Origin of the sequence: Streptosporangium sp. CA-115845, from assembly GCF_050943795.1 — a bacterium.
In the GTDB taxonomy this organism is placed as follows: Bacteria; Actinomycetota; Actinomycetes; order Streptosporangiales; family Streptosporangiaceae; genus Streptosporangium.
Window position 1 is genome coordinate 10,072,790 of sequence record NZ_CP191988.1, and the last position, 6,399, is coordinate 10,079,188.

Here is a 6,399-nt window from a genome sequence, read left to right on the forward strand (position 1 = left end):
AAACAGCCGTCCGTGCGAGCCCGCCGTCCCCGAATGCGAACCTCGGCGTTCCGGTACGGCACCCCTGCCCGTCCGCGTCGATCGGCGCTCGATGTTTCACGTGAAACGGCGCCGCCTCCGTCACGACGACGGGGGCCGCACCGGCCAACCCCGGCGCGCCGGCGTCAGGGGCGGAATGCTTGGCAGCCGTACGGCCCTGAGGCCTCGCGTGCGCGTGCGGCGAGGCGTATCGAACGGGAGGGCTTCGCTCGACCGTCGCGGTGGCGTACGACGGCCAAGGAGGGGCGTCACGCGAGGGCGGCGCCGGGAACATGAGAACGGCCTCCCTGTTTCACGTGAAACAGGGAGGCCGTTCGAGCGGAGAACCCTCCGGGAGAGGGGAGCGGGGGGCGGGATTCACCGGCTCACAACGGGGGCCCCATCGACCCCGCGCCGACAAGCCCTGCCGGAAATCATCCTTCCTGCACCTGCAGCGATCCCGGAGCCATCGTGCTGATGATGCGCTCCAGGTCGTCGATGGTCGCGAACTCCACCACGATGCGCCCCTTACGGCGGCCGAAGTCGACCTTCACCCGGGTCTCGAAGCGGTCGGAGAGACGGTCTGCCAGGTGCCGGAGGGCGGGCTCCTCGGCGGGCTTGGTCCGGGGAGCTCTCTGAGTCGGAGCCGGAGCGGCCTTGGCGTCGCCCACGGCGACGATCTCCTCGACCGCGCGGACCGACAGCAGCTCGGCCGTGATCCGGTGGGCGAGATGCTCCTGGGCGGCGGGGTTGTCCAGGCCGAGTAGGGCTCGCGCGTGGCCCGCACTGATCGTTCCCGCCGCGACCTTGAGCTGTACTCCGGCCGGCAGGTTCAGCAGACGCAGTGTGTTGGTCACGTGCGAACGGGAACGGCCGACGCGGGTGGCGAGCTGCTCGTGGGTCGCACCGAAGTCGTCGAGCAACTGCCGGTAGGCCGCCGCCTCCTCCAGAGCGTTGAGCTGCTCGCGCTGGAGGTTCTCGATGAGCGCGTCAAGCAGGAGCTTGTCCTCCTGAGTGCTCCGCACGATCGCGGGGATCTCGGAGAGGCCGGCGAGCCTGGAAGCACGCCAGCGGCGCTCGCCCATGACCAGCTCGTAGCGCCCCTCGCCTGTCGCGCGCACCACGACCGGCTGGAGCAGGCCGACCTCACCGATCGAGGCGGCCAACTCCTTCAGAGCCTCCTCGTCGAAGACGTCGCGGGGCTGGCGCGGGTTGGGCGCGATGTCGTCGACGGGGATCTCAAGGAAGTAGGCGCCCGCGACCGGCTTCGGGCCGGGCTGCTCCGGCACCGCCGGCTCCGGAGCGACCATCGTCACGGTCATCGACACGGGTGTCTCGGCGACGACGGCCGGGCCCGTCGGGATGAGGGCCCCCAGTCCCCTGCCCAGCCCTCTCGGCTGCTTACTCACTGCCCCTCCCGAGGCTCAAGATGTCGCCCGCATTCGCGGTACTCATACGGCCACACCGCGATAAGCGATCTCACGAGCGGCGTCCATATAGGCCATCGCGCCGCTGGAGCCCGGGTCGTACGTCATGACCGACTGACCGTAGCTCGGGGCCTCGGAGACGCGCACGCTCCGGGGAATCAACGTGCTCAACACCGTCGCGCCGAAATGGGAGCGGACCTCGTCGGCCACCTGGGAGGCCAGGCGGGTGCGTCCGTCGTACATCGTCATGAGGATGGTGGAGAGATCAAGCGTGGGGTTCAGATGGGCGCGGACCAGATCCACGTTTCTCAACAGCTGCCCAAGGCCCTCCAGCGCGTAGTACTCGCACTGGATGGGGATCAGCAACTCGTTGGCGGCCATCAGCGCGTTGACGGTGAGCAGGCCGAGCGAGGGAGGGCAGTCAATGAGGATGTAGTCGAACTCAACGGCGTCGTACGCGGTCAGCGCGCGCTGCAGGCGAGCCTCACGGGCGACCATGGAGACCAACTCGATCTCGGCACCGGCCAGGTCGATCGTGGCGGGAGCACAGTAGAGACCCGGCATGTCCGGGACCTCCTTCACCACCTCCGCGAGCGGCATGTCCTCCACGAGCACCTTGTACATGTCCGGTACGTCGCCACGGTGCTCGACGGCCAGGGCCGTCGAGGCGTTGCCCTGGGGGTCGAGGTCGACCACGAGCACCCGCTGGCCGTGCATGGACAGCGCTGCCGCCAGGTTGACCGACGTGGTGGTCTTACCGACGCCGCCCTTCTGGTTGGCGACGGTGAAGATCCGGGTTTTGGGAGGGCGGGGCCAATCTCCATCTCGGACCCCGGTGGAACCTCCGGGAGCGGTGGTCTTCCGGGTCGGTGTTTCACGTGAAACCACTGAGCTGAGTGCCTCTCGTACCAGCGGCGAGTCGCCGGGATTAAGGGGGGTCTGGGTCACGGTCGTCGTCCTTTCAACCGGCCTGACTACGGCACCGGGAGCCGGTGCCGGCCAACCCAGACCGGAAAGGCGTCCATGTGGCAAAGCGGCCGGATCCTCGGGCCAGCCGAGACCGCTCGTCGCGCTGGCAATCGCACCTGTACGGTCGTCCACTGGCCTCGTACTCGCTTTGCTCGGTTTGTCTACTGGCCTCGCGCTACCTGTCTCGCGAGGCGCGATCCTTCCGGCGAGCGGTCTTCCGCGCTCCTTCTGGAGCTCGACCGGCGACCACCCGGATGAGAGTTGTGGGCGGCTCGACCTTACCGTGCCCGACCGATGTGAGCTCAGCGGTTTGAACCCCACTCGACCGCAATTGCCGTTCGGCGTCCGCCAATTCCTCCGCGGCACGCTCGCCCTTCATGGCCAGCAGCTCGCCCCCCTCACGCAGAAGGGGAAGCGCCCACTTCAGCAGGCGGTCGAGCGGTGCCACCGCACGGGCGGAGGCGACGTCGAACTCCCGCCTGCCCGCGAACTCCTCCGCCCGGCCGCGCAACACCTCGACGTTGCCGAGCTTCAGCGACTCCACGCACTCCTCCAGGAAGACCGTCCGGCGAAGGAGCGGCTCCAGGAGGGTGACGGTGATGTCCGGCCGTACGATCGCCAGGACCAGGCCCGGCAGTCCGGCGCCGGAACCGATGTCGACCAGGCGTGCGCCCGCGGGCACCGCCTCGGCGACCACCGCGCAGTTGAGCAGATGGCGGTCCCAGATGCGCGGCACCTCCCGCGGGCCGAGCAGCCCGCGCACCACCCCGGGGCCGGCCAGCAGTTCCGCGAACGCCTCCGCCCTGGCCCAGGCGTCACCGGCGAACACCTCGCGCGCGACCTCGGGCGGCTCAGGGATCTGGTCACTCACTCGACGCTCACTCTTCCCTCGGAAATGTCGGGGTCAGGCCGGTCTTAAGGCTAACGGCCCGCCTCGACGGCACCGCACGGCGCGGGCCCCGAACTCGTATGCCCCCGCCGACATCGTACGGAACAGGCCGCAAAAAAAGGCCGCCGCCCCTGGAAGAACCAGGGGCGGCGGCCGCTGCCCGTCCGCGCCGTCGCTAGACGGGGAGGACCACCACGAAACGGCGGGGCTCCTCGCCCTCGGACTCGCTCCGCAGGCCCGCCGCCGCGACGGCATCATGCACGATCTTCCGCTCGAACGGGGTCATCGGCTGCAGCGACTTGGGCTCGCCGTCCCGCTTGACGTCCGCAGCGACCTTGGTGCCGAGCTCGCTCAGCTCGCTCCGGCGGCGGTCGCGGTAGCCGCCGATGTCGAGCATCAGGCGCGACCGCTCACCCGTCTGGCGATGGACCGCGAGACGCGTCAATTCCTGGATGGCCTCCAGCACCTCGCCGTTGGGGCCGACCAGATCACCGCCCTTGATATCGACCACCGACACCACGGCGCGATCACCTTCGACATCCATGTCGATGTCACCGTCGATGTCGGCGATGTCGAGCAGACCCTCGACGTAATCCGCCGCGATCTCGCCTTCCTGCTCCAGGGCGGCGAGATCGGGAGCCGCCTTCACGGGCTCCCTCTCGGCCTCGGCCTCGGTCACGTCCGGCCACTCCTTCGTGCTGTCGGGATGAGACGTCAGGACTTCTTGCTACCGGTCCGCTTGCTGCGGGGCTGGCGGGTGGGCTGCTGGCGGACCACCTTGGGCTCCGGCGCGGACGGCACCTCGGGCTCGGGGGCGGTCTTCTTGACCTTGCTCAGCAGGCTCGGCTTGGGCTCGGGGGTCGTGACGTTGCCCTTCGCGTCGACCACCGGGGAGGGGTTGCGGCTGTAGAACCAGTGCTGCTGGCCGAGGGTCCAGAGGTTCGTGGTGACCCAGTAGAGGATCAGGCCCAGGGGGAAGTTCAGCGAGAAGATGGCGAACAGCGGCGAGACGTACATCAGGATCTTCTGCTGCTGCGCCATCGGGTTGTCCGGCATCTGGGCCATCGAGCGGGTCACGCTCTGCCGGACGGTAAGGAAGGTGGTCAGCGAGCTGATCGCCACGAAGACGGCGAGAACGACCTTGGTGACGATGGGGTCGGCGTTCAGCGCGATGATGTCGTTCGAACTGGTGAAGAAGGTCGCCGGGATCGGCGCGCCGAAGATGTGGGCCGCCCTGGCGCTGTCCATCAGCTGCTGGGTCATGCCGAACTTGGGAACCGGGCTGTTGGCCATGGCCTGGAGCACGGTGAACATCGAGATGAAGATCGGGAACTGCGCCAGAATCGGCAGGCAGCCACCCAGCGGGTTGGCGCCCTGCCCCTGGTACAGCGCCATGACCTCCTGGTTCATCCGCTGCTTGTCGTTCTTGTAGCGCTTGCGGATCTCCTGGACCTTTGGCGCCAGTTCCTGCATCTTCTTCGAGGAGCGCATCTGCTTGAGGAAGAGCGGGAAGATCAGCAGCCGCATCAGCACGGTGAGCGTGATGATGGTCAGCGCCCAGTTGAGCCCGCTGTTCCTCGGGATGAAGGTGCTGTAGCCCTCGTGAATCCAGGTGATCACTTGGGCGACGGCCGTGTAAAGCCAGTTCAGCCAGGACAGCTCCACCGAGCTAGCTCCCTTGCGTTTCGTCGGACCGGCCCGGGGGAACCGGGTCAAAGCCTCCGGGATGGAATGGGTGGCAACGCCCGATTCTCCGGATCGTCAACCATGTGCCGCGTAGCGCGCCGTGAACGGCCACGGCTTCGAGGCCATAGGCACTGCACGAGGGGTGGAAACGGCAACGGGGACCCAGCAAAGGGCTCACGAAGGCCCGGTAGAACCGGATCGGAGCCATCAGGATCCTGGCAGCCGGAGAAATCCCGGCGATCTGCTGCGCCGTCATCATCGCCCATCCATGCGAGCCCCCGGGGGCTCTAGCCGCCTGAGTAAACGATCCAGCGCGACGTCGAGTTCGGCGGCAATGCGCTCGCTTCGCGCGGACGCGGCCGATGGATTGGCGCGTACAACAAGCAGGCTACCTCGCGGAAGCCGGTCGAGACGGTCTCGCATGAGGTGTCGCAACTGACGTTTGACCCGATTTCTGATGACCGCGCCTCCCACGGCGCGACTCACCACGAATCCGACCAGGGGGGGATCGTCAGCGTCAGGGCGCATGCCAAAGTGCGCGACCAGGGTGGGGCGGCCTGCTCGGCTTCCCCTTCTGATCGCGCCGGCGAAATCGTCGCCCCGGCGCATGCGGGACCCGGACGGCAACACGAGAGATCTTCGTGACCCTGGGCAGGTACGCCTGTCGCCCGTCGGCATCGCTGCCGACGGGCGATGGGCGCTGCTGCCTTGGCCCGGCGGACCGGGCGCAACGGATGCGTCAGGCGGAGAGCTCGGCGCGGCCCTTGCGACGGCGAGCGGCAAGGATGGCGCGGCCGGCGCGGGTGCGCATGCGGAGCCGGAAGCCGTGGGTCTTCGCACGACGGCGGTTGTTCGGCTGGAAAGTACGCTTGCTCACGAGTGGGCTCCAGGCTCAAGACGCATCCCCAGCACATGGGGACGCTCGACAATGGCTGGCCTGCCGGATGCGGGGCATGCGAAATAGCCGCCGCGTGGCAAGCCGACCGTCGTACGTTACGGGGCAGGCGCGTCCCAGGTCAAACCGGAGAACATCCTGGAGCACGCGAACACAGGTTATCCACCTTTCCACAGGCACGTTTTCCACCGGCGCCCCGCCGTCCACAGGATGTGCACTCTGTCCCCCCCGTACTGCCACTAGGCTGTGGACAACGTCTTGTACACAGCTGTGGACAGGGCTACCCACGGCCCTTCCAAACCCTCTCTCCACTGCGAGGACGCGTCGGACCGCGGGTAACAGACTGTGCACAGCCTGTGGATTCGGTGTGGATATCGAACGATGCCCACGAAGGTGCCACGGGACGCCCGGCGTGTGGACAACGGCGAGATCCGGTGCTTCCGGCGGCCATCGATGTGGATAAACAGATCGCGGTAGGCCAGCGGGGGCCGCGTCGGGAGGAGGGGAGCCGACTC

At 67.9% G+C, this 6,399-nt stretch carries 8 protein-coding genes; all 8 read right to left on the reverse strand.

The window, feature by feature from the left end:
* Positions 1-452 precede the first annotated feature (452 nt).
* The 8 genes from ACQP0P_RS47850 to rpmH all read right to left on the reverse strand — a co-directional run bounded on the left by ACQP0P_RS47850 (position 453) and on the right by rpmH (position 5,866).
* Entirely contained in the window at positions 453-1,427 is a 975-nt protein-coding gene (locus tag ACQP0P_RS47850; RefSeq protein ID WP_433369923.1) for a ParB/RepB/Spo0J family partition protein, read from the reverse strand.
* A 42-nt stretch (positions 1,428-1,469) separates the two neighbouring features.
* Positions 1,470-2,393 (reverse strand): ParA family protein, encoded by a 924-nt coding sequence (locus tag ACQP0P_RS47855; protein WP_433369926.1) that lies wholly within the window; start codon positions 2,391-2,393, stop codon positions 1,470-1,472.
* Positions 2,394-2,589: 196 nt separating this feature from the next.
* Positions 2,590-3,285: a 16S rRNA (guanine(527)-N(7))-methyltransferase RsmG gene (gene rsmG / locus ACQP0P_RS47860; protein WP_433369929.1), complete on the reverse strand. Its 696-nt coding sequence runs from the start codon at positions 3,283-3,285 to the stop codon at positions 2,590-2,592.
* 193 nt (positions 3,286-3,478) lie between these two features.
* A complete protein-coding gene (locus tag ACQP0P_RS47865; protein WP_433369932.1) occupies positions 3,479-3,982 on the reverse strand; it encodes a protein jag in 504 nt (167 codons plus the stop codon).
* A 35-nt stretch (positions 3,983-4,017) separates the two neighbouring features.
* A complete protein-coding gene (gene yidC / locus ACQP0P_RS47870; protein ID WP_433369934.1) occupies positions 4,018-4,968 on the reverse strand; it encodes a membrane protein insertase YidC in 951 nt (316 codons plus the stop codon).
* Positions 4,969-4,972: 4 nt separating this feature from the next.
* Entirely contained in the window at positions 4,973-5,245 is a 273-nt protein-coding gene (gene yidD, locus ACQP0P_RS47875; RefSeq protein ID WP_425580431.1) for a membrane protein insertion efficiency factor YidD, read from the reverse strand.
* On the reverse strand, positions 5,245-5,667 hold the full coding sequence (gene rnpA / locus ACQP0P_RS47880) for a ribonuclease P protein component (protein WP_433369937.1): 423 nt from the start codon (positions 5,665-5,667) through the stop codon (positions 5,245-5,247). The genes yidD and rnpA overlap by 1 nt, the downstream gene beginning before the upstream one ends.
* Before the next feature lie 61 nt (positions 5,668-5,728).
* Entirely contained in the window at positions 5,729-5,866 is a 138-nt protein-coding gene (gene rpmH, locus ACQP0P_RS47885; protein WP_010849920.1) for a 50S ribosomal protein L34, read from the reverse strand.
* Positions 5,867-6,399: the final 533 nt, after the last annotated feature.

What these genes read in the sequence shown, in the direction of transcription:
- rnpA (WP_433369937.1), bottom strand. Translation starts at nt 5,667, where the DNA reads ATGCCGACGGGCGACAGGCGTACCTGCCCAGGGTCACGAAGATCTCTC.
- yidD (WP_425580431.1), bottom strand. Translation starts at nt 5,245, where the DNA reads ATGACGGCGCAGCAGATCGCCGGGATTTCTCCGGCTGCCAGGATCCTG.